The organism is Streptomyces sp. NPDC054834 (assembly GCF_053611185.1).
The window spans coordinates 122025-141999 of the sequence record NZ_JBSGZV010000012.1 but is presented as its reverse complement, the minus strand read 5'-3'; the positions used below and the strand labels follow the sequence as shown (position 1 = coordinate 141999).

At 71.1% G+C, this 19975-nt stretch carries 16 protein-coding genes and 1 pseudogene; 4 read left to right on the top strand and 13 right to left on the bottom strand.

The window, feature by feature from the left end; translation table 11 throughout:
- Positions 1-4 precede the first annotated feature (4 nt).
- The 4 genes from ACWGJM_RS18700 to bldG form a co-directional block, all read right to left on the bottom strand.
- Entirely contained in the window at positions 5-619 is a 615-nt protein-coding gene (locus ACWGJM_RS18700; RefSeq protein WP_453412762.1) for a small secreted protein, read from the bottom strand.
- 195 nt (positions 620-814) lie between these two features.
- Positions 815-3220 carry a sodium-translocating pyrophosphatase gene (locus ACWGJM_RS18695; protein ID WP_453412761.1) on the bottom strand — a complete coding sequence of 802 codons (2406 nt, stop codon included), beginning with the start codon at positions 3218-3220 and terminating at the stop codon, positions 815-817.
- A gap of 319 nt (positions 3221-3539) precedes the next feature.
- The gene (locus ACWGJM_RS18690) at positions 3540-3971 is read right to left on the bottom strand and encodes an ATP-binding protein (protein WP_453412760.1); all 432 of its coding nucleotides are present in this window, start codon (positions 3969-3971) and stop codon (positions 3540-3542) included.
- Positions 3972-4256: 285 nt separating this feature from the next.
- Positions 4257-4598 (bottom strand): anti-sigma factor antagonist BldG, encoded by a 342-nt coding sequence (bldG, locus tag ACWGJM_RS18685; RefSeq protein WP_010986038.1) that lies wholly within the window; start codon positions 4596-4598, stop codon positions 4257-4259.
- Positions 4599-4679: 81 nt separating this feature from the next.
- Here bldG and ACWGJM_RS18680 point away from each other — a divergent pair, with 81 nt between their 5' ends.
- Positions 4680-7223 (top strand): DEAD/DEAH box helicase, encoded by a 2544-nt coding sequence (locus ACWGJM_RS18680; protein ID WP_453412759.1) that lies wholly within the window; start codon positions 4680-4682, stop codon positions 7221-7223.
- Here the strand turns inward: ACWGJM_RS18680 and ACWGJM_RS18675 are convergent.
- From ACWGJM_RS18675 to ssd, 7 genes and pseudogenes are all read right to left on the bottom strand, one after another.
- A pseudogene (locus ACWGJM_RS18675) lies at positions 7192-7584 on the bottom strand (Rv3654c family TadE-like protein); the annotation flags it as partial. The gene ACWGJM_RS18680 and the pseudogene ACWGJM_RS18675 sit on opposite strands and share 32 nt — an antisense overlap.
- A complete protein-coding gene (locus ACWGJM_RS18670) occupies positions 7581-7943 on the bottom strand; it encodes a TadE family type IV pilus minor pilin (RefSeq protein WP_453412758.1) in 363 nt (120 codons plus the stop codon). The pseudogene ACWGJM_RS18675 and the gene ACWGJM_RS18670, both read right to left, overlap by 4 nt.
- A 70-nt stretch (positions 7944-8013) precedes the next feature.
- The gene (locus ACWGJM_RS18665) at positions 8014-8214 is read right to left on the bottom strand and encodes a DUF4244 domain-containing protein (RefSeq protein ID WP_453412757.1); all 201 of its coding nucleotides are present in this window, start codon (positions 8212-8214) and stop codon (positions 8014-8016) included.
- A 129-nt stretch (positions 8215-8343) separates the two neighbouring features.
- Positions 8344-9132 (bottom strand): type II secretion system F family protein, encoded by a 789-nt coding sequence (locus ACWGJM_RS18660; protein ID WP_453412756.1) that lies wholly within the window; start codon positions 9130-9132, stop codon positions 8344-8346.
- Positions 9129-10004, bottom strand: coding sequence for a type II secretion system F family protein (locus ACWGJM_RS18655; RefSeq protein ID WP_453412755.1), 876 nt, complete (start codon positions 10002-10004; stop codon positions 9129-9131). The genes ACWGJM_RS18660 and ACWGJM_RS18655 overlap by 4 nt, the downstream gene beginning before the upstream one ends.
- On the bottom strand, positions 9997-11235 hold the full coding sequence (locus tag ACWGJM_RS18650; RefSeq protein ID WP_453412754.1) for a TadA family conjugal transfer-associated ATPase: 1239 nt from the start codon (positions 11233-11235) through the stop codon (positions 9997-9999). The genes ACWGJM_RS18655 and ACWGJM_RS18650 overlap by 8 nt, the downstream gene beginning before the upstream one ends.
- Entirely contained in the window at positions 11232-12326 is a 1095-nt protein-coding gene (ssd, locus tag ACWGJM_RS18645; protein WP_453412753.1) for a septum site-determining protein Ssd, read from the bottom strand. Before ssd ends, ACWGJM_RS18650 begins: the two co-directional genes overlap by 4 nt.
- 585 nt (positions 12327-12911) lie before the next feature.
- On the opposite strand from ssd, the gene ACWGJM_RS18640 reads away from it, so the two are divergent.
- Positions 12912-13742, top strand: coding sequence for an HAD family hydrolase (locus ACWGJM_RS18640; RefSeq protein WP_453412752.1), 831 nt, complete (start codon positions 12912-12914; stop codon positions 13740-13742).
- Positions 13743-14107: 365 nt separating this feature from the next.
- On the opposite strand, the gene ACWGJM_RS18635 is transcribed toward ACWGJM_RS18640, so the two are convergent.
- Entirely contained in the window at positions 14108-14932 is an 825-nt protein-coding gene (locus ACWGJM_RS18635) for an oxidoreductase (RefSeq protein ID WP_453412751.1), read from the bottom strand.
- A 100-nt stretch (positions 14933-15032) separates the two neighbouring features.
- On the opposite strand from ACWGJM_RS18635, the gene ACWGJM_RS18630 reads away from it, so the two are divergent.
- The gene (locus tag ACWGJM_RS18630; protein ID WP_453412750.1) at positions 15033-16013 is read left to right on the top strand and encodes an ATP-binding protein; all 981 of its coding nucleotides are present in this window, start codon (positions 15033-15035) and stop codon (positions 16011-16013) included.
- 18 nt (positions 16014-16031) lie between these two features.
- On the opposite strand, the gene ACWGJM_RS18625 is transcribed toward ACWGJM_RS18630, so the two are convergent.
- On the bottom strand, positions 16032-17297 hold the full coding sequence (locus ACWGJM_RS18625) for a hypothetical protein (protein ID WP_453412749.1): 1266 nt from the start codon (positions 17295-17297) through the stop codon (positions 16032-16034).
- A gap of 321 nt (positions 17298-17618) precedes the next feature.
- Here ACWGJM_RS18625 and ACWGJM_RS18620 point away from each other — a divergent pair, with 321 nt between their 5' ends.
- Positions 17619-19919, top strand: coding sequence for a SulP family inorganic anion transporter (locus tag ACWGJM_RS18620; RefSeq protein WP_453412748.1), 2301 nt, complete (start codon positions 17619-17621; stop codon positions 19917-19919).
- Positions 19920-19975: the final 56 nt, after the last annotated feature.

The window sequence follows — 19975 nt, the reverse complement described above, 5'->3', positions numbered from 1 at the left end:
GTGCTCAGCCGGCGGTCGCCGGCGCCGAAGCCGACGCGGACACCTTCTTGCAGCTCGCCTGCTTGGCGATGGCGTCCTTGACGTCGCCCTGCTCCAGGTTCTTCAGCGCGGCGGTGCCGCTCTGGCTCTGCTTCTGCAGATCCGTCATCTGGGTGGCGATGTCGTGCAGCCCGGTGGCGAACTTGCCCTGGCTCTTCGTGTCCAGCGCGTCGACCTTCTTCTTCAGGTCGGCGTAGGCAGCGGAGAGGTCGTTGAGGTTCTTGACGGCGTCCTGCTGCCGCTTGGCGCCACTGTCGACCCCGGGAGGCGCCCCGGCACCGCTGATGGCCTCGGCGAGCGCCTTGTAGCCGTCGGACATGTCCTGGAAGGCCTGGGAGTCGGTCTTCTGGATGGTCGCCGGCGGGTTGGAGGTGTCCGAGGCGGTCTTCGTGATGGCGGCGTTGGCGGCCTTGATCTTGGCGTCCTGTGCCGGCACGGCGTCGCAGACCTGCTTGGCCCACGCGTCCAGCTTCGGGTTGCCCTTGTCGCCGCTACTGCATCCCGTCAACGCCACTGCCAGTACCGCACCGCCGGACAGCGCGGCCGCGAGCTTCTTGTTCACCGGTTTGGTCCCTTCCATGGCTCTCGGCCCCCGGAATCTACACGCCGTACGACGGACGCCCTAGTAATAACATCCGTTAAGACCGTATTGGCACTCTTTGAACCATGGGAGACAAGGCTCACGGTGAGGGGGCGCCCACACGTGAAAGCGGGCGGACGGCGCGCCAACGCGCGCCGCCCGCCCGCCCCTTGACCAGGGCATCCGTAAGACGGCCTACGAAACCACCGCAGGGTCAGCCGACTTCGACACCCGTTCCGCGTTTCCCTCCTCATCCCCCACGGCGATGCCGCGCCGCTTGGAGACGTACACCGCGCCGGCGATCACGATGAACGCGAGGACCGCGATCGCGATCCGTACGCCGACGTTCTTGTCCGCTCCGTAGGAGAACTTGATCACCGCGGGCGCGATGAGCAACGACACCAGGTTCATGACCTTCAGCAGGGGGTTGATCGCGGGACCAGCGGTGTCCTTGAAGGGGTCGCCGACCGTGTCGCCGATCACCGTTGCCGCGTGGGCCTCGCTGCCCTTGCCGCCGTGGTGGCCGTCCTCGACGAGCTTCTTGGCGTTGTCCCAGGCACCGCCGGAGTTGGCGAGGAACACCGCCATCAGCGTGCCCGCGCCGATCGCGCCCGCCAGATACGAGCCGAGCGCCCCGACGCCGAGCGTGAACCCGATGAAGATCGGCGCCATGACGGCGAGCAGACCGGGCGTGGTGAGTTCCCGCAGGGCGTCCTTGGTGCAGATGTCGACGACCTTGCCGTACTCCGGCTTCTCGCTGAAGTCCATGATCCCGGGGTGCTCGCGGAACTGCCGCCGCACCTCGTAGACCACGGAACCCGCCGACCGCGACACCGCGTTGATCGCCAGCCCCGAGAAGAGGAAGACGACCGCCGCGCCCGCGATCAGGCCGACCAGGTTGTTGGGCTGCGAGATGTCCATGATCAGGCTCATCGGCGCGCCCGGTCCGGACAGCTTCTCACCGACGTCCTGCGCGCCGGTGGTGATGGCGTCGCGGTACGACCCGAACAGCGCCGACGCCGCGAGCACGGCGGTGGCGATGGCGATGCCCTTGGTGATGGCCTTGGTGGTGTTGCCGACCGCGTCCAGGTTGGTGAGTACCTGCGCGCCCGCGCCCTGGACGTCGCCGGACATCTCGGCGATGCCCTGCGCGTTGTCGGAGACCGGCCCGAAGGTGTCCATCGCGACGATCACACCGACCGTGGTGAGCAGGCCGGTGCCGGCCAGCGCCACCGCGAACAGCGCCAGCATGATGGACGTGCCGCCGAGCAGGAACGCCCCGTACACGCCGAGGCCGATCAACAGGGCGGTGTAGACGGCCGACTCGAGGCCGACCGAGATACCGGCGAGGACGACGGTGGCCGGGCCGGTGAGCGAGGTCTTGCCGATGTCCCGGACCGGGCGGCGGGTGGTCTCGGTGAAGTAGCCGGTCAACTGCTGGATCACGGCGGCGAGCAGGATGCCGATGGCCACCGCGACCAGGGCGAGGATCCGGGGGTCGCCGTCCTTGCCCTTGATCGCCGCGTCGGTGACGCCGTCGAGGTCGGCGTACTTGGCGGGCAGGTAGACGAAGACCGCGACCGCCACCAGGGCGAGTGAGATCACCGCCGAGATGAAGAAGCCGCGGTTGATCGCGGACATGCCGCTGCGGTCGGAGCGGCGCGGGGCCACGGCGAAGATGCCGATCATGGCGGTGATCACGCCGATCGCCGGCACCAGCAGGGGGAAGGCGAGTCCGGCGTCGCCGAAGGCCGCCTTGCCGAGGATCAGCGCGGCGACCAGGGTCACGGCGTACGACTCGAAGAGGTCGGCCGCCATGCCCGCGCAGTCGCCGACGTTGTCGCCCACGTTGTCGGCGATGGTCGCGGCATTGCGCGGATCGTCCTCCGGAATGCCCTGTTCGACCTTGCCGACCAGGTCGGCGCCGACGTCGGCGGCCTTGGTGAAGATGCCGCCGCCGACACGCATGAACATGGCGATGAGGGCGGCGCCGAGGCCGAAGCCCTCGAGCACCTTCGGCGCGTCGGCCGCGTACACCAGCACCACACAGGAGGCGCCCAGCAGGCCGAGCCCCACCGTGAACATGCCGACGACGCCGCCCGTGCGAAAAGCGATCTTCATGGCTTTGTGCGAGACGGTGGTGAGATCCTTTTCCGGCTCGCCCTCCGCCGGAGTCGCTTCCCGGGCCGCCGCGGCTACGCGCACGTTGCTGCGTACGGCGAGCCACATGCCGATATAGCCGGTGGCCGCCGAGAACGCGGCACCGATCAGGAAGAACACCGACCGTCCGGCACGCTGATTCCAGTCGTCCGCGGGCAGCAGCATGAGCAGGAAGAACACGAGGACGGCGAATACGCCGAGCGTGCGCAGCTGCCGACCGAGATAGGCCTTGGCACCTTCCTGGACCGCTTCCGCGATCTGCTTCATGCTGTCGGTGCCCTCGCCTGCCGCCAGCACCTGGCGCACCAGGACGCCTGCGACCAAGAGCGCGGCCACCGCGACGGCCGCGATGACCGCCACGATGATCCGGTTGTCGTCGGTCAGGACTGCGGCTGCGAAGGTTGTGGGGTCCAGCTGATGAGGGGTAGAAAGCCCCGCCATTCGTCCTCCTTGACGCTTGGGCTGAGCTCAAGATGTGGACGGATTCTAGGTACCGGAACCTGATCTAAACAGAGCGCGGTAAACGGAATTAGCCTTCACCTGCTCTTCAGCAAATGATCGACATCGCGCCACAGAACCCGAAAGAGGTAATGCCTCAAAACCATTGACGCTTGATCAAATTATCGGCGGTTGATCGTGAATTCGTTCACGAATTCTGGCGTGTGTCGACAATAAGACAGGACGCCAGATGACGCCAGCGCAGGGCGACAACGCAGAAAGGACCCTGCTGAGCAGGGCCCTTCGGGTGATGCGGGGTCGTTCAGGCGAGGGCGACGGCCGGCGGTGTGGTCGGCCAGGTCATGCGGATCAGCCCACCGTTTTCCCCGGTGCTGACCTCCACGTCGTCGACGAGGCCGCTGATGACGGCCAGGCCCATCTCGTCCTCGTCGGCCTCCACGTCCGCGTCCGGTGCGGCTCCGGCGGACGTCCCGGGGACCGCGTGCGGCGCCTCGTCGCCGACCTCGATGGAGAACTGTTTCTCGTCTTCGATCAAGGCCACCTTCACCGGCGCCGTAATGCCGACGCTCTGGTGCAGTCCGACGGCACGGGAGCAGGCCTCGCCCACGGCGAGCCGGACCTCGTCGAGGACGGCCTCGTCCACCCCGGCCCTGCGCGCCACCGCTGCCGCCACCAGCCGGGCGGTCCTGACGTGCTCGGGCAGCGCGCTGAAGCGGAGTTCGACGGTGGCCATGCATCCCCCTCGGAACATCGGGCTGCGGTCGGGGGCCGGGCCGCCGAGAGCCCGTGCCCCCTGATGAACTTCTTCCGCCCGGGCGATCGACACCCGGGAAACGGACAGGCCGAATCGACCGGACGACCGGGTCGACGGCACACGAGGCCTCAGGCCCCGCGGCACCTCGACGGCTCGGACCCGGGAGGCCCGGGTTCGCCGCCACGCTCCGGGCCGCCTCGGCGGCTCCGCAGTGTGTCGTCGGCCCGGGACCGACCGTGACCGAGACCGGTCGGGTCACCCGAGTCAGTCGGTTGCCGCCACCGCTTCCTCGACCGAGGTGTGAATCGGGAACACCTTGGTGAGACCGGTGATGCGGAAGATCTTCAGAATGCGCTCCTGGTTGCAGACCAGGCGCAGCGAGCCCTCATGGGCACGCACCCGCTTCAGGCCGCCGACCAGCACGCCGAGACCGGTGGAGTCGAGGAAGTCCACGCCCTCCATGTCGACGACGAGATGGAAATTCCCGTCGTTCACCAGCTCGACCAGCTGCTCGCGCAGCTTGGGCGCGGTATATACGTCGATTTCACCACCGACCTCGACGACCGTACGATCGCCGACGGTACGGGTCGACAGGGACAGGTCCACGGATCCTCCAGCACCTTGCTATCGAGCGGTCGCCCCTCGGGCACCTCGGCTTGCGGCCCCCGGGACGCATCGCCAGCCGCGATGGCATTCAATCACTTACCGGCAGGCGTGCACGACGCCTTGGCTCCATTGTCCGTCACGTCAGTGACACACTCGGTGCCGATGGCCAAGAATCACCGAACCGATCGACCCCCGGCGGAGCCTGTGTCCCGGTTCTCGCCGGGCACGGTCCTGGACCGGCTCGCCTCGGGACCGAGCCGGGCCTCGCGCATCACTCATACGGAGCACTTGCCCCCGCGCGCGGGTCGCCATGCCGTTTGGCCTGATCGAATTCGCTCGGAGGTGATCGCCGCCGTACAGGCGTGCGGTATCGAACACCCCTGGGCCCACCAGGCACTCGCCGCCGAGCACGCCCTGGACGGCGACTCGGTGGTCGTCGCCACGGGCACGGCGTCCGGCAAGTCCCTGGCCTACCTCGTCCCCGTGCTGTCCACGCTCCTGGACGGCTCGGAGGCGGCGAACGGCCGCGGAGCCACCGCCCTGTACCTGGCCCCGACCAAGGCCCTCGCGGCCGACCAGTGCCGTTCGGTGAAGGAACTTTCACAACCGCTGGCTTCCGCGATTCGTCCGGCCGTGTACGACGGTGATACTCCGTTCGAGGAACGCGAGTGGATCCGCCAGTACGCCAACTACGTCCTGACCAACCCCGACATGCTGCACCGCGGCATCCTCCCCTCCCACCCCCGCTGGGCCTCCTTCCTGAAGGCACTCAAGTACGTCGTCATCGACGAGTGCCACACCTACCGGGGCGTCTTCGGCTCCCACGTCGCCCAGGTCCTGCGACGGCTGCGCCGCCTGTGCGCCCGCTACGGCGCCTCCCCGGTGTTCCTGCTGGCCTCGGCGACCGCCGCCGAGCCGTCCGTGGCCGCTCGCCGGCTCACCGGACTGCCGGTGGTCGAGGTCGCCGACGACGCCTCTCCGCGCGGAGAACTCGTCTTCGCCCTCTGGGAGCCCCCGCTGACCGAGCTGCACGGCGAGAAGGGCGCCCCCGTCCGCCGTACCGCCACCGCCGAGACTGCCGACCTGCTCACCGACCTCACCGTGCAGGGCGTCCGCTCGGTCGCCTTCGTACGTTCCCGGCGCGGGGCCGAGCTGATCTCGGTGATCGCCCAGGAACGCCTGGCCGAGGTCGACCGCTCCCTCGCCCGGCGTGTCGCCGCCTACCGGGGCGGCTACCTCCCCGAGGAGCGCCGCGCGCTGGAGCGTGCCCTGCACTCCGGCGAGCTCCTCGGGCTGGCCGCTACGACGGCCCTGGAGCTCGGCGTGGACGTCTCCGGCCTGGACGCCGTGGTGATCGCCGGGTACCCGGGCACGCGCGCGTCCCTGTGGCAGCAGGCGGGCCGGGCGGGCCGCTCCGGCCAGGGCGCCCTGGCGGTACTGGTCGCCCGCGACGACCCTCTGGACACCTTCCTGGTCCACCATCCCGAGGCCCTGTTCGACCAGCCGGTGGAATCCACCGTCCTCGACCCCGACAACCCCTACGTCCTCGCCCCGCACCTGTGCGCGGCCGCCGCGGAGATCCCGCTGACCGAGGAGGACCTGGAGCTGTTCGGGCCCGCCTCCTCGGAGCTGCTGCCGCAGCTGGAGGCCGCGAAGCTGCTGCGCCGCCGTACGAAGGCCTGGCACTGGACCCGCCGGGAACGGGCCGCCGACCTGACCGACATCCGCGGCGAGGGTGGCCGGCCGGTGCAGGTCGTCGAGGCCGGCACCGGACGCCTCCTGGGCACTGTGGACGCCTCGGCCGCGCACTCGACGGTGCACGAGGGCGCGGTCCACCTGCACCAGGGCCGTACGTACCTGGTGCGCTCCCTGGACCTGGAGGAGTCCGTCGCCCTGGTCGAGCAGGCCGACCCGCCGTACTCGACGGTCGCCCGCGACACGACGTCGATCTCCGTCCTGGAGACGGACATCGAGGTCCCCTGGGGCGCGGGACGGCTGTGCTACGGCTCGGTGGAGGTCACCAACCAGGTGGTCTCCTATCTGCGCCGGCGTGTCATCACCGGTGAAGTGCTGGGCGAGACGAAACTCGACCTCCCTCCTCGGACGCTGCGCACGCGTGCGGTGTGGTGGACGGTCACCGAGGACCAGCTGGACGAGGCCCGGATCAACCCGGAGATCCTCGGCGGCGCCCTGCACGCCGCCGAGCACGCCTCGATCGGAATGCTGCCGCTCTTCGCCACCTGCGACCGCTGGGACATCGGCGGGGTGTCGGTCCCCCTGCACCCCGACACGCTCCTGCCCACCGTCTTCGTGTACGACGGCCACCCCGGCGGCGCGGGCTTCGCCGAGCGCGCCTTCCACACCGCCCGCGACTGGCTCACCGCCACCCGCCAGGCCATCGCCTCGTGCGAGTGCGACGCCGGCTGCCCCTCCTGCATCCAGTCCCCCAAGTGCGGCAACGGCAACGATCCACTGCACAAGCGGGGCGCGGTGCGGCTGCTCACGGTGCTGTTGCGGGAGGCGCCGGAGGAGAAACCGGAGGAAGAGGAACTGGAGGGGGAGAAACCGGAGGAAGAGAATCCGGAAGAGGGGAAGCCGGTCCGGCAGGCCCCGCCCGCGATCTGACCTCCGCCGCGAACGGCCCCCGGCCGGACGCCGCCGTCACGTCCGAGGTCTTGCCCACGATCGCGCACCGCACCAGACGTACCCCCTGGGCCCGCGCCACCCGGTCGGCCCGGGCGCAGGCCCCCGTGGCGCCGTCGGCCCAGTGGTCCGCCGCCGCGAGCGCCGCGAGATCGGCACCGCCGGCCGCGCGGTGCCGGGCGACGAGGGCCTGTCCGAGGGCGAGGAGCGCGCCGAAGACCACGCACAGCACGGCGATGGCGGCGACACTCCAGACGGTCGCGGATCCCCGGTCGCGGCTGCGGCACGAGAAATCGCGGCGGCCCGCGAAGTCCCGACGGCGGCCCGCGAAGCGGTCTCTCATGGCCCCGCCCCCGCCCCGGCGGGCGCGGCGGGCGGCCCGGCTCCAACGGTCTCCTCCGCCGCGGCCACGGCCTCCTCCCGCACCTCGAAGGGCAGGCCGGTCAGCACCGGCGGCTTCGCAACGACCGTCACCCGCACTTGTTCACCCTCACGGGCTACGGTGATCTTCGCGCCGTCCGGTGCCGCCTCGCGGGTCACCGCCACCACCGCGTCCGGGGCGTCCTGACGGGCCGCCGCCCGGGCGCCGGTGCGCGCGGCGTCCACGCACTGGAGCTGCGCGGCCATCACGAACAGCCCCCAGACCAGCGTCATGGTGAACGCCACCAGCACCGGCAGCACCACGGCCGCCTCCGCGGTCACGAACCCGCGGTCCGTGTTCCGTCCCCGGGCGCGCCCTCGGTCCCGCACCGGGGCGTGCCCGCATCGGCGTTCACATCCGCGCACTGAGGGCTCGTTTCACGATGGCCTGTAGTTCCGCCCGGACCTGCCCGCTCGTCACGACCTCGTAGAGCAGCATGGCGAACCCCACCGCCGCGATGATGCCCATGGCGTACTCCGAGGTGACCATGCCCGCGTCCCGGCGCCACCGCGCCCGCAGTTGCCGCCCCGCGCCCTTCGGCTTCTTGCTCATCTCAACCCTCGTGTGCTTGCTCATCTCAACCCCATGAGGTTCGTTCCAACGACCACTTCTGATCACTTCGCCAGTTGCTTCACTTCGCCGGCTGCTTCACTTCGCAGTTGCATCCCCCGGCCACCTCCGTCACCCACCACCCCCTCCCACCACGCCGCTCGCCAGCCCGATCACCACCGGCAGCACGCCGACCGCGATGAAGGCGGGCAGGAAGCACAGCCCCACCGGCGCGCTGACCAGAACGGCCGCCCGTCTGGCCCGTGCGGTCGCGGCCCGCGCCCAGTCCGCGCGCGCGTCCGCCGCGAGCCGCGCGACCGGTGTGGCCGCCGGGAGCCCCGACTCGTCCGCCCGCTCCAGCAGCCGGGCCAGGGCACCGGCGCCCGGAATCGAGGCCAACCGGCGCCAGCCGTCCGCCGGTTCGCCGCCCAGGCGCACCTCCGCGGCGCCCTGTGCCAGCGCCTCCCCGACGGGGCCTCCTAGGGCCTCGCCCACGGCCCGGGCGGCGACCACCGGCCCCGCTCCGGCCGCGATGCAGGCGGCCAGGAGATCGGCGGCGAGCGGAAGTTGGCGGGCGGTCGTCGCGGCGTCGAACCGCACCGCCCGGCCCGCGTCGTCCCCCTGCCGACTCCGCCACCGCCACAGCACCGCGGCGGCCACCAGGCCCACCGCGGCCCCGCCGACGCCACCGACCAGGACCCACCCGGTGGCCACCACTCCGGCCATGGGCAGCCATCGCCGTACGGCACCCCGTACATCCGTGGACAGCCGCGGGGGCGGGGGCTGCAAGGCCAGCAGCTGGGCCAGGCGACGCCGCGCCCAGCGCTTGCGCCGCGCCATCTCGATTCGTCGCACCAGCCATCCGAGGGCCACGACCACCGAGACGGCCGTCCCCAGCCTGTGGACGAATTCGGTGCTCATACGGCCTCCGCTGCGCGCACGATCCGCGCCGACCACCACAGCCCGGCGGCCTCCAGCAGTCCGCCGACCAGCAGACATCCCATCCCCGCCCCGCTGTGCAGCAGGACGTGCAGAGGGTCGGCGCCCATGGCCGTACCGAGCAGGAGACCGAGGGCCGGGAGGGCGGCGAGCATCACCGCCGTGGCCCGGGCACCCGCCAACTGGGCTCGCAGGTCGGCACGTTGGTCCCGTTCGGCGCGCAGCGCCGCGTCGAGTCGGTCGAGGCCCGCCGCGAGCCCGGCGCCCTGGTCCACAGCCACCCGCCAGCAGGCCGCGAGCCCCAGCAGCCCCTCGGCGCCCGGTTGCCGGGCCGCCCCCGCGAGCGCGCCCGGTACGTCGCCGCCGAACCTCGCCGCCGCAAGCACGGTCGCCTGCGCCCCGCCGAGCCCGCCGGAGTCCCGCGCGGCGTACAACAGCGCCTCACCCGGCTGCCGTCCGGCGCGCACCTCCCCCGTGAGCGCCCCGCACAACGCGATCACCGCGTCCCCGCGCCGTTCACGCACCCGCCGTGCCTCCCTGGCCAGCCGCAGCCGGCGCAGCACCGGCACCCCGGCCGCCCCCGCGACGACCGGAACGACCGAGGCGCCCAGCAATGCCAGCACCAGTCCGCCGGCCAGCGCCCACCATTCGCCCCGCAACCGGCCACCCAGTCGCCGCAGTTCGCCGACGATCTGCCGGACGGAGGGCGGAGCGGCCCCCACCACTCCGCCGCCCGCGAGCAGCAGCCGTGCCCGCCGCGCCCCGTAGTGCCGTCCGCCCGTCAGCCACGCCGCCGCTCCGACGCACGCAAGAGCGGCGCCCATGGCCACCTCACCCGTCGAGACCTCACCCATCTCCCTCGCCTCCTTCGTCACCGTGGTCGTTCGCCTCGCCACCCGGTTCGCCTTCGACGTCGCTTCGCAGCAGCCCGCGCAGCCGCTCCCATCCCCGCTCCCGCGCGAAGGCCTCGGGGCCCCAGCGCAGCGCCGGCACCGTCCGCACCAGCCCGCAGGGATCCCGCTCCAGCACGTGCACCTCGGAGATGCGGCGCCGTCCGGTCCGGTCGCGTACGAGGTGCAGCACCACCGACAGCGCGGCCGCCAACTGGCTGTGCAGCGCGGCCCGGTCGAGCCCGGCGGCTGTGCCCAGCGCCTCCAGGCGGGCCGGTACGTCCGCCGCGGCGTTGGCGTGGACCGTGCCGCAGCCGCCTTCGTGTCCCGTGTTCAGCGCGGCCAGCAGGTGCACCACCTCGGGGCCGCGGACCTCGCCCACGACGAGCCGGTCGGGGCGCATCCGCAGCGCTTGGCGCACCAGGTCCTCGAGGGTGACCAGGCCCGCGCCCTCCTGGTTGGCGGGCCTGGTCTCCAGCCGTACGACGTGCGGATGGTCCGGTCGCAGCTCCGCGGAGTCCTCGGCGAGCACGATCCGCTCGCCGGGTCCGACCAGCCCGAGCAGTGCGCTCAGCAATGTCGTCTTACCGCTGCCCGTGCCGCCGCTGACCAGGAAGGACAGCCGCGCTCGCAGCAGCGCCCGCAGGATCCGGTCCCCGCCGGGCGGCACCGTGCCCGCGGCGACCAGCTCGCCGAGCGTGAACGCCCGGGGCCGTACCACCCGCAGGGACAGACAGGTGCAGCCGACGGCCACCGGGGGCAGCACCGCGTGCAGCCGGGTTCCGTCGGGCAGCCGGGCGTCGGCCCAGGGGCGGGCGTCGTCGAGCCGGCGTCCGGCCACCGCGGCCAACCGCTGCGCGAGGCGTCGTACGGCCGCCGCGTCGGGGAAGGTCACGCCGGTGATTTCCAGTCCGCCGCCGCGGTCCACCCACACCCGGTCCGGGGCCGACACCAGGACGTCGGTGACCGACGGATCGGCGAGCAGTGGCTCCAGCGGCCCGCTGCCCACCAGCTCGGACCGCAGCTCGGCGGCTGCCCCGAGGACTTCGGCGTCGCCGAGGACCCGTCCCTGTTCCCGCAGCGCCTGTGCCACGCGCGCGGGTGTGGGTTCCGCTCCGCTCTCGGCCAGCCACCGTCGCACACCGTCGAGCAGCGCCGGGGAGTCCGCCCGTTCGAGCTGGGGAAACGCGCTCATACCCCGCCCGCCTCCACCAGGGCCTGCTCCCAGAACCGCGTGCAGAAGCGCGCCAGTGGCCCGCGGCCGGCCGCACCGGGTGGTTTGCCGCCGCCGCTCGGGCGCAGCAGCCCTGGATCGACAGGCACCTCGCCGACCAGGGGCAGGCCGAGCAGCCGTGCCACCTCGCGGTCGTCGAGTCCGGGCGCGTAAGGCCCGCGTACCGCCACTCTGAGATCGCGCAGGACCATGCCGACGGCGGATGCCACCCGTCCGGCCGCCGCGACGGCACGCAGTTCGGCGGGCACGACGAGGAGCGCGAGGTCGATCTGGGCGAGCGCCTCGGCGACCCCGTCGTCGAGGCGGCGCGGCAGGTCGACGACGACGGTGCCTCCGCGTCGCCGGGCTGCGGCGAGCACCGCCCGCACGGCCTGGGACGGGATGGCAACGCAGTCACCGCGGTCCCAGCTGAGCACCCGTAAGGAGTGCAGCCGGGGCAGCGACTCCTCCAGGGCACCACCGCCGACCCGGCCGCGTGAGGCGGCGAAGGCGGGCCAGCGCAGCCCGTCGGCGCTTTCTCCGCCGAGGAGTACGTCGAGTCCGCCGCCGAGCGGATCGGCGTCGACGAGCAGGGTGCGCAGTCCCGCGCGCGCGGAGGTGACGGCCAGGGCACAGGCCAGCGTGGACGCGCCGGCCCCGCCTCGGCCGCCGATGACGCCGACGGTCAGCGCCGGGCGGCCCGCGCCCTCGGCGACGTCGGCGATGCGGTCGACCAGCCACTGCTCGCCCTCGGGAAGCATGAGGACGTTGTCGGCGCCGATCTGGACAGCCCGTTTCCAGACCCCGGCGTCGTCCTGGTCGCGGCCGATGAGTACCACCCCCTGTCGGCGGGCGGCGCCGCGGACGCGGTGCGCCGCGTCGTCACCGACCAGGACGAGCGGGGCCGCCTCCCAGCCGCCTCCGCGTTCCGGTACGCCGTGATGGACCTCGGGTGTGGCACCCGCCGCCGCGCACAGGCGCAGCAGGTCGTCGAGGAGTTCGGCGTCCTCGGTGATGATCAGTGGCTGCCCGGCGGTGTCTGGCTGTGGATCATGAGTGGCGGTCTTGGCCATGGCGTGTTCCCCCTTCGCCGCGTCGTGCGCGCAGTCCCCTGCGGGCACGCGATTCCCAAACGTGTGAAGAACCGGCAAGCGGTCTCCATATGAGCGACCGATACAAACCGGCCATAGACGCTCCGGCAAACAGAACCGGCCATGAACTCGCCGCGGTCGGAGCGCGCTGGAATCACGGTGCAGCGATCCCGGAAATCGTGTGGATCTTGGTGGAAAACTGTGGACAACTCAGCGGTTGTGAATATCGCCATCACTCATACCGGTGACCCCGGTAACCGGCCCCGGTTCGACTTCCGCAGAGCACCCTGTCGACTACCGTGAGTAACGAATCATGAACATGCAGAGACGGTGGCCGTCGTCGGACACCGACGGCCACCAACCGCTTGAAGGAAGAAGAAAACCCGCCTGGACATGCGACGACCCCCGCCGGGGGGGAGAGCGGGGGTCGTCCCCACGGCCGACTCGGGGGGGGAGGAGTCGGACCGGGTTAGCACGGTCGCGAACGATCCGTGACTTCCATGGTGTACCCGAGAGCCCTCTCAGGCAAACCCACGCGCCCCACCTTACGCCGAATGGTGGGCGCCTATGCTCAGGGTCGTGGAAAACCACTCCTTGCCCCGCACAGCGGCCTTCTTCGACCTGGACAAGACGGTCATTGCGAAGTCGAGCACACTCACGTTCAGCAAGTCGTTCTACCAAGGCGGGCTGATCAACCGCCGGGCCGCGTTGCGTACCGCATATGCCCAGTTCGTCTTCCTGGTCGGCGGACTCGACCACGACCAGATGGAGCGCATGCGCGAGTACTTGTCGACGCTGTGCCGCGGCTGGAACGTACAGCACGTGAAGGAACTCGTCGCCGAGACCCTGCACGACCTGATCGACCCGATCATCTACGACGAGGCCGCTTCCCTCATAGAGAGGCACCACACGGCCGGACGCGACGTGGTGATCGTCTCCACGTCGGGCACCGAGGTGGTCGAGCCGATCGGCGAGCTGCTCGGAGCGGACCGGGTGGTGGCCACCCGCATGGTCGTGGGCGACGACGGCTGCTTCACCGGCGAGGTGGAGTACTACGCCTACGGTCCCACGAAGGCCGAGGCGATCAGGGAGCTGGCCGAGTCGGAGGGATACGACCTCGCCCGCTGCTATGCCTACAGCGACTCGGCGACCGACCTGCCGATGCTCGAGGCCGTCGGCCATCCGCACGCCGTGAACCCCGACCGCGCCCTACGCCGCGAGGCACTCGCGCGCGGGTGGCCCATCCTGGACTTCCACCGGCCGGTGCGGCTCAAGAAGCGACTGCCCACGCTGTCCGTACCGCCGAGACCGACTCTGGTCGCGGCGGCAGCGATAGGAGCGGCGGCCACCGCGGGCCTCGTCTGGTACGCCAGCCGGCGCCGGAGCTCAGCGATCTGAACCATTTGTGACCCTTTTTGACCTAAAAGTAAAGAACCGTGAGCAGGGGTTCCACTTGCTCCAGGCTTGCAGTACAAAGGACTTAGCGGCCCGCGAGACCGAAGGGCATCCGAGAGGATCACCTTTAAAACGCATCTGGCCCACGGACCGAGCATGAAAATCGAGCACCCACGCGACGTCGACCCGTCGATTACGGGCCAGCCGCACCAGGTGACGGGCAAAGCTCCCGACCTGATGGGCAATATATCGAGGACGCCTGGTAACCCGGTGATCATGCCAGCGGCGGTACGAGCACTCGTACCGCCGCAACCCTGTTCGGGCCCCTTCGAAGGGGCCTTTTTCGTCGGGTTCCCATCAGGTTCCCGTCAGGCCGCCCCGCGCTGCAGCGCCTCGCACACCGCCGTCGACTCGCGCACGCCCAGCTCCACCGCCCTGCCGCAGTGGGCGATCCACGCCGCCATACCCTCCGGGGTTCCGGAGACATAACCGTCCAGGGCCGCCAGGTACGCGGCGCGGCCCAGCTCGGCGTGACCCACCTCGGCCGGGCAGACCGCCTTCGGGTCCAGGCCGCTGCCGATCAGGACGATCCGCTCGGCCGCGCGCGCGACCAGGCCGTTGTGGGACACGAAGGGGCGCAGCGCGAGCAACTCGCCGTGCACGACCGCGGCCGTCACCAGTGCGGGCGCGGAACTGTCCGCGATGATCAGCTGGGAGAGGCCCTCCAGCCGCCCGGACACCTCCGCCGCGTCCGGCAGCGGCAGCTCGATCAGCGGCTCGTCGACCGGCTCGCCGGCCTGGCGCGGCCGGCCGACCTCGTCACCCTTGCCCGCCGCGGCGACCAGATGCAGCCGGGCCAGCACCCGCAGGGGCGACTGCCGCCAGATGGACAGCAGCTGGCCGGCCTCCGCGGTCAGCCGCAGGGCCGCGCCCACCACGCGCGCCTCGTCGTCGCCGCTGAAGTCGGTACGCCGGCGCACTTCCTCCAGGGCCCAGTCGGCACCGGACAGCGCCGCGGAGCCACGGGCGCCGCGCAGCGCCGCTTCGGAGGTGATCGCGTTGCTGCGGCGCCGCATGATCCGGTGCCCGTAGACCCGGTCCACGGCCTTGCGCACGGACTCCACGGACTCGGCCACACCGGGCAGCGAGCCCAGGGTCGCGAGCGGATCGGCGGACGCGCCTGTCGTACTCATGAGTACGACCCTACGCACCCCGGCGCCGCACCCCACGAAGGAGTGGTCTTCTTCACTCCACCAAGCACTCAGGGCTACCGACTGACTACCCTTGGTGAACATGAAAATTGCTTTCGTCGGGAAGGGCGGCAGCGGCAAGACCACACTGTCCTCCCTCTTCATCCGCCACCTCGCGGCGGCCGGCGCGCCGGTGGTCGCCGTCGACGCCGACATCAACCAGCACCTCGGCGCCGCACTCGGCCTCGACGACGCGCAGGCGGCCGCGCTGCCCGCCATGGGCGAGCAGCTGTCGCTGATCAAGGACTACCTGCGCGGCAGCAACCCACGCATCGCCTCCGCCGCCACGATGATCAAGACGACCCCGCCCGGCGGGGGCTCGCGCCTGCTGCGGGTGCGGGAGCCCAACCCGGTGTACGACGCCTGCGCACGACCGGTGGAACTCGACGGCGGCGCCGTCCGTTTGATGGTCACGGGTTCCTTCACGGACGCCGACCTGGGGGTCGCCTGCTACCACTCCAAGACGGGAGCGGTGGAGCTGTTCCTGAACCACCTGGTCGACGGCCGCGACGAGTACGTCGTGGTCGACATGACTGCGGGCTCGGACTCCTTCGCCTCCGGCATGTTCACCCGCTTCGACATCACGTACCTCGTCGCCGAACCGACCCGGAAGGGGGTCTCCGTCTATCGCCAGTACAAGGAGTACGCCCGCGACTTCGGCGTCACCCTGAAGGTCGTCGGCAACAAGGTGCAGGGTCAGGACGACCTCGACTTCCTGCGCGCGGAAGTCGGGGACGACCTGCTGGTGACCGTCGGGCACTCGGACTGGGTGCGCGCGATGGAGAAGGGCCGGCCGCCCCGGTTCGAGCTCCTGGAGGATGCCAACAGCCACGCTCTGCGCACCCTTCGGACCGCCGCCGACGCGATGTACGAGCTGCGGGACTGGGAGCGGTACACGCGCCAGATGGTGCACTTCCACCTCAGGAACGCGCAGTCCTGGGGCAACGAGCGCACCGGGGCCGACCTGGCGGCGCAGGTCGACCCCGGCTTCGTGCTCAGCGAAGCGGTCGCCGCTCCCGCCTGACGGCCACCGCCCCGGTGCTCACTGCGGGACCGCCGGCGCCCCCGGCACTCCCTTCGGGGCCGGGGCGGTGCGGCCCGACAGGAAGGACGCCCAGCCCTGCCTGGGGGCCTCGCCCACCTTCAAGGTGCGCAGCCTGGCCAGCACCTGCGGGTCCTGGGCGTCCAGCCAGTCGGCGAGTTGCCGGAAGGAGACGCAGCGCACCTCGGGCTTGTTGCACACCTGTTCGACGACCTCGTCGATGGCGTGCATGTAGGTGCCGCCGTTCCAGGACTCGAAGTGGTTACCGATGATCAGGGGTGCGCGGTTGCCGTCATAGGCGCGGTAGAAGCCCTTGAGCAGGCCGTCGCGCATCTGGTCGCCCCAGTAGTCGTACTTGGCCGGGTCTCCCTGGGTCGAGGTGCCGGACTGGTTGACCATGAAGTTGTAGTCCATGGTCAACTGCTCGTAGGAATGCCCGGGAAAGGGCACGAGCTGCATCGACAGATCCCACAGGCCGTGCTTCTTCTTCGGCCAGACCTGGTCGTCGACCCCGCTGGTGTCGTAGCGGAAGCCGAGCTCGCGGGCCGCCTTCATGAAGTTCTTCTGCCCTTCCAGGCAGGGCGTACGGGCGCCGATGAGCTCCTTGTCGTAGTCGAAGGGCAGCGGAGCCGCCTTCGTCATGCCGGTGTTGGTCTTCCAGGTCTTCACGAACTGCTTGGCCTGGGCGATCTCGCTCTTCCACTCCGCCACCGACCACTTGCCGACCCCGCCGTCCTCGCCGCAGAAGTGGCCGTTGAAGTGGGTGCCGATCTCGTTGCCCTCCAGCCAGGCCAGGCGCAGTTGCGTGACGGTGTCGGCGATGCCCTGCTCGTCGTTGAAGCCGATCTCGGAGCTGCCCTGCGGGTGCTGCGGCGGCGTGTAGAGGTCGCGCTTCTCCTTCGGCAGCATGTACACGCCGCTGAGGAAGTACGTCATCGTCGCGTTGTTGGCCTTGGCGACGCTGCGGAAGTGGGAGAACAGCTTCTGGCTGTCCTCGCCCGCCCCGTCCCAGGAGAAGACGACGAACTGGGGAGGCTTCTGACCGGGTTCGAGCCGCTCGGGTCTGGGCAGATGCGGCTGCGATCCGGTGTACGCGGTGGAGCCGTCGCCGATCAGCTGGAGCACGCTGTTGGGCGGTGGCGCTCCCTTCTGCGGGCCGGGCGCCCCTTCCTTCGAACCGCTGGAGCCGCCGGCGCAACCGGCCAGCGACGCGGCACAGGCCGCGGCGGCCATGGCTCCCGCGGCGATCCTCTGGGTGGCGGCCATGTTCCGCCCACCTTCTTCCTTCTCTCGGACAAACGCTGACGAGGGCGTTCTGTGGTGATCTGCTGGGTTTGCCGACAGTGCCGCCAAGGTCGCACGAGGCCGAGAAAGGAATTAATACGACAAGCCGATAAAAAGCTCGCATCACTCGGGCGGGTGAAGTAATGCGCCATTTGCGCCAAAAGTCCTTGCGTGGCTTTTACTCTGCATTACGATTCATTTACCGAATGTTGATTCATGCGTTGATCCATCCCGCCGCTGCACGCCGTGACCCACGGCCGCGACCAATTCCGCGACCGCGCTGCCCCGGAGGAGACGGGAAACATGTCAGCCTGCGCACCCACCCAGCCCCAGACCCCGGCGCGGACCGAGCGCCCCCACCAGCCGCACAGTCCACCCCGCCGCTTCCGCGTCGCCGGCGCCGACCTGTCCGCGTCGATCGCCGTCTTCCTCATCGCCCTGCCCCTGTCCCTCGGCATCGCCCTCGCCACAGGCGCCCCGCTCCAGGCCGGGCTGGTCGCCGCCGCCGTCGGCGGGATCGTCGCCGGGCGACTGGGCGGCTGCCCGCTCCAGGTCAGCGGCCCCGCCGCCGGACTCACCGTCGTCACGGCCGACTTGATCGGCCGCTACGGATGGCGGGCGACGTGCGGCATCACCGTCCTCGCCGGTCTCGCCCAGCTCGGCCTGGGCTGCCTGCGCGTGGCACGCTCGGCGCTCGCCGTGAGCCCGGCCGTGGTGCACGGCATGCTCGCCGGCATCGGCGTCACCATCGCCGTCGCCCAGCTGCACATCGTGCTCGGCGGCAGCCCGCACAGTTCCGTCCTCGACAACATCCGCGCCCTGCCCGGGCAGTTGGCCCAACTGCGGCCCGCCGCCGTGATGATGAGCGCGCTGACGCTGACCCTGCTGCTGGCCTGGCCGAGACTGCCCGGCCGCCCCGGCCGTCTGCTACGCCGAATCCCGGCCGCGCTCGTCGCCGTCGCCGGGGCCACCGTGACCGCCTCGCTCACCGGGCTGACACTGCCCAGGGTCGACCTGCCGTCCTGGCGCAGCCATGCCCTGGCCGGGCTGCCCGAGGGACCGGTGCCCGGCGTCGCCGCCGCCGTGCTGACCACCACCCTGGTGTGCAGCGTGCAGTCGCTGCTCGGGGCGGTCGCCGTGGACAAGCTGGTCGCCGGGCGTCCCGGTCCGCAGGCCCGCGTCGGCCGCTCGAACCTGGACCGGGAGCTGCTGGGCCAGGGTTCCGCCAACATCGTCTCCGGGGCGCTCGGCGGACTACCGGTCGCGGGGGTGGCCGTGCGGAGCTCGGCGAATGTTCAAAACGGCGCCGTGAGCCGGAACTCCACGATGCTGCACGGCGTTCTCGTAGTAGTCGCCGCGCTGCTGATGGTCCCGATCCTGGAGCTCATCCCGCTCGCCTCGCTCGCCGCCCTGGTGATGGCCGTCGGCATCCAGATGGTGTCCCTGCACCACATCCGCACGGTGACCCGCCACCGCGAGGTGCTGGTGTACGCCGCCACCACCCTCGGCGTGGTCGTCCTGGGTGTCCTGGAGGGAGTGGTGTCCGGGGTCGCCGTGGCCGTCGCCGTCGCCCTGCACCGCCTCGCCCGCACCCGCATCACGCACGAACAGAAGGGAGGAGTCCATCACATCCACGTAAGAGGTCAGTTGACGTTCCTCGCGGTGCCCCAGCTCAGCCGAACCCTGCATCTCGTACCCCCAGGAGCCCACGCCGTCGTGGAGTTGGACGGTTCGTTCATGGACCACGCGGCGTACGAGTCACTTCAGGACTGGCAGCACGCGCACACCGCGCAGGGGGGCTCCGCCGAGATGACCGGCCGTCAGGGCGGCGGTGTCCGGACCACCACGTCCGAACACCGCAGATCCAGACCCGACGGCAGACCGCACGACAGACCAGACGAGAGACCCGCCGGCAGACCGCACGACGGCCCCGGCGGCAGACACGACCTGGCACGCGGCATCAGCGCGTTCCAGCGCGACACCGCGCCCCTGGTGCGGGGCGAGCTGGCGCGGCTGGCGCGGGAGGGGCAGCGGCCGTCCCAGCTCTTCCTCACCTGCGCCGACTCGCGGCTCGTCACCTCGATGATCACCTCCAGTGGTCCGGGCGACCTCTTCGTCGTGCGCAATGTCGGCAACCTGGTCCCGCTGCCGGGCGAGGAGAGGGGCGACGACTCGGTGGCGGCCGCCATCGAGTACGCGGTGGACGTGCTGAAGGTGCGCTCCATCACGGTGTGCGGGCACTCCGGGTGCGGGGCCATGCAGGCGCTGCTCGACTCCGAGCCGGGCGGCGCGCGGACATCGCTGAGGCGGTGGCTCCGGCACGGACTGCCGAGCCTGGAGCGCATGGCCGACGGCACCCGCCCCGGAGCACGGCTGGCCGGCCGGTCCGCCGCGGACGCGGCGGAGCAGCTCTGCCTGACCAACGTGGTCCAGCAACTGGCGCACCTGCGTGCGCACGACTCGGTCGCGCGAGCTCTGCGGGACGGGGCGCTGGAGTTGCACGGGATGTACTTCCACGTGGGCGAGGCCCAGGCGTACCTGCTCGACGGAGCGAGCGGGGACGAGCTGTTCGACCATGTGCGGGAGGCGGATCTGCCGGCGTGACCCGCCCCTCTCTGCGGGCGGCCCAGCCCCCCTGCGGGCGCCCCCGGCCGGCACGG

Excerpts from the sequence above, each read along its gene's own strand:
- ACWGJM_RS18700 (WP_453412762.1), bottom strand. The coding sequence starts at position 619 with ATGGAAGGGACCAAACCGGTGAACAAGAAGCTCGCGGCCGCGCTGTCC.
- ACWGJM_RS18695 (WP_453412761.1), bottom strand. The coding sequence starts at position 3,220 with ATGGCGGGGCTTTCTACCCCTCATCAGCTGGACCCCACAACCTTCGCA.
- ACWGJM_RS18690 (WP_453412760.1), bottom strand. The coding sequence starts at position 3,971 with ATGGCCACCGTCGAACTCCGCTTCAGCGCGCTGCCCGAGCACGTCAGG.
- ACWGJM_RS18680 (WP_453412759.1), top strand. The coding sequence starts at position 4,680 with ATGGCATTCAATCACTTACCGGCAGGCGTGCACGACGCCTTGGCTCCA.
- ACWGJM_RS18665 (WP_453412757.1), bottom strand. The coding sequence starts at position 8,214 with ATGAGCAAGAAGCCGAAGGGCGCGGGGCGGCAACTGCGGGCGCGGTGG.
- ACWGJM_RS18660 (WP_453412756.1), bottom strand. The coding sequence starts at position 9,132 with ATGAGCACCGAATTCGTCCACAGGCTGGGGACGGCCGTCTCGGTGGTC.
- ACWGJM_RS18655 (WP_453412755.1), bottom strand. The coding sequence starts at position 10,004 with ATGGGTGAGGTCTCGACGGGTGAGGTGGCCATGGGCGCCGCTCTTGCG.
- ACWGJM_RS18650 (WP_453412754.1), bottom strand. The coding sequence starts at position 11,235 with ATGAGCGCGTTTCCCCAGCTCGAACGGGCGGACTCCCCGGCGCTGCTC.
- ssd (WP_453412753.1), bottom strand. The coding sequence starts at position 12,326 with ATGGCCAAGACCGCCACTCATGATCCACAGCCAGACACCGCCGGGCAG.
- ACWGJM_RS18640 (WP_453412752.1), top strand. The coding sequence starts at position 12,912 with ATGCTCAGGGTCGTGGAAAACCACTCCTTGCCCCGCACAGCGGCCTTC.
- ACWGJM_RS18635 (WP_453412751.1), bottom strand. The coding sequence starts at position 14,932 with ATGAGTACGACAGGCGCGTCCGCCGATCCGCTCGCGACCCTGGGCTCG.
- ACWGJM_RS18630 (WP_453412750.1), top strand. The coding sequence starts at position 15,033 with ATGAAAATTGCTTTCGTCGGGAAGGGCGGCAGCGGCAAGACCACACTG.
- ACWGJM_RS18625 (WP_453412749.1), bottom strand. The coding sequence starts at position 17,297 with ATGGCCGCCACCCAGAGGATCGCCGCGGGAGCCATGGCCGCCGCGGCC.
- ACWGJM_RS18620 (WP_453412748.1), top strand. The coding sequence starts at position 17,619 with ATGTCAGCCTGCGCACCCACCCAGCCCCAGACCCCGGCGCGGACCGAG.